2 protein-coding genes are annotated in these 2,007 nt (G+C 33.9%); both read left to right on the top strand.

The genetic code is table 11. The features are described from left to right. Nucleotides 1-612: 612 nt before the first annotated feature. Entirely contained in the window at nucleotides 613-1,452 is an 840-nt protein-coding gene (locus ABY905_RS16900; protein ID WP_372646012.1) for a GLPGLI family protein, read from the top strand. Between the two features lies 1 nt (nucleotide 1,453). Then, nucleotides 1,454-2,007, top strand: a 554-nt coding sequence (locus tag ABY905_RS16895; RefSeq protein WP_372646010.1) for a hypothetical protein, incomplete at its 3' end; no start/stop codon positions are given.

Here is a 2,007-nt window from a genome sequence, read left to right as displayed (position 1 = left end):
CAAATCAACTTATTCGAATTATTTCGTTGATGAATACTCAATAGTCAACAATTACTACGAACTACGTCCCTCACAAATTCAGTTGAATTATTCATTTTCATTTTAAGAGCAAACACCTAGTGAAAACAAGTCTTCCCGATGGCCTAAGAATAGAGATAACCGAAGGTTTAAGTTTGGGAGATCGGGTTAAGATGCAGAATAACTAAGCAATATTTCTCAACAATAAAGGAAGTTTTCCCATTCCTTCATTTTTCTCTACCTCTACTATCAAAATGAGATCAAGACCCTAATCGTGAGTCGTATTTGGAACAAAATAGAAAAGAGAAACGACGGATAAAACAATATACTTAGAAATCATAATCATATTTCGATGTAAAATTAGCCATTTTAAAAACAGGCTTATTTAGAACAAGAATTACTGAAAAGAAAGAAAAGTAATAATAAAGCCTACTTAACACATGTTATTAGACTTAATAAAAATAATCTCACTGACGCACAGTGTTAGTGGTTTTACATAATTCAACCTTCAAATTAAACAACTATGCTTTGTAAACTCAAACTACTAAAATATCTTTCGAGGAAACAAGGACAAAACATAAAAATTCAAAACATATGAAACATCTATTATTTTTCAGCTTACTCCTTCTCCTAGCCTTAGTTACTACTCAGGCACAAAACAAAGTTAAAGTTGCAGATAGCGATGATAGTGCATTTAAAGTTTTAGATACAATAAATTACAAATGTCTTTATAGTTACCAGCATGTAAAAGATTCATTGAATATTGAATCGAAAAAAAAAGCATCCATGCTTCTACTTATTGGCAGCAAATACACAAACTTCAGAAATGAATACGGTTATTATATCGACTCTATGCGATATTTAAGTACCAAAGGCCTTGTTTCACACGAACAAGTTAACGCTAGCTTCACCCAATACACACCGGGTGGACCCAAATATCATATTCTAAAGAATTATACCAATCAAAACACAACAATTCTATATCCTAATACCAAAGGTTTGTGGGAAGCTGAAGAAACAGTGAGTATGGATTGGACACTTGGAGAAAAAACTGATAGCATTGCAGGCTACTTTTGTAAGGTAGCTTATACTAAATTTGGAGGACGCGAATATACGGCATGGTACACCCCTGATATTGCAATGCCCTATGGTCCTTACAAATTTTCAGGCTTACCAGGAATCATTGTGAAAATTAGCGATGATCAGCAGAGTCATGTATTCGAATTAGAGAGTATGCAAAAAATAAAATTTCCACTAATAGAAGAAAACAAGAAATCGATAAACATGACTCCAAAGCAACTCAAAAAAGCCATGCGAAACTATCAATTGGGCATGATTGAAAAAGCAAAAGCTTGGATTAAAAACGATCCTGAAAAAGTAAGAAAGATAACTAAAAGCATACTTAGCGAGAACAACCCTATAGAACTGCAATAAATTGAGAAACATACTAATCTTTATTCTACTGCTACAACCTTTTCATCTGCTCGCACAAAAAACAATTAGCGGTAACTTATACCACAATAAAAAAACAGTTGGTGGCATTAGCGTATTGGCACATAAGCCCGGGAATAAGAATGCAATAATTGCTTTTGCCATTTCTCAACCCGATGGAAGTTTTCTTATCAAACTAAAAACATCGCTCGATTCGATTAATATTACTGCCAGCTCGATAAATTATGCCGATGCTAGCGTCTATATTGCTAATAAAAGTCAGGCTGTTGATTTGCAATTGAAACCAAAGCAGCACGATTTATCTGAGGTAATGATAAAAGCACAACATACATTCTTAAAAAAAGATACCCTTGTTTATAATGTTGGGGTATTTGCAAAAGAAAATGACAAGTCGATAGGCGATATCATAAATAAACTACCTGGTTTCGAGGTTAGCACAAATGGTTCGATCAGTTATCAGGGCAAACAAATTGAAAAGTATTATATAGAAGGGCTCGACCTGCTCGAAGGGAGATATGGAATCGCCAACAAAAATCT

Origin of the sequence: Ancylomarina sp. (genome assembly GCF_041555295.1) — a bacterium.
Classification (GTDB): Bacteria; Bacteroidota; Bacteroidia; order Bacteroidales; family Marinifilaceae; genus Ancylomarina.
This window is presented reverse-complemented; position numbering and strand designations above follow the sequence as displayed.

Bases quoted from the DNA above. Each gene is read 5' to 3' on its own strand.
- ABY905_RS16900 (WP_372646012.1), top strand. From the start codon at position 613: ATGAAACATCTATTATTTTTCAGCTTACTCCTTCTCCTAGCCTTAGTT.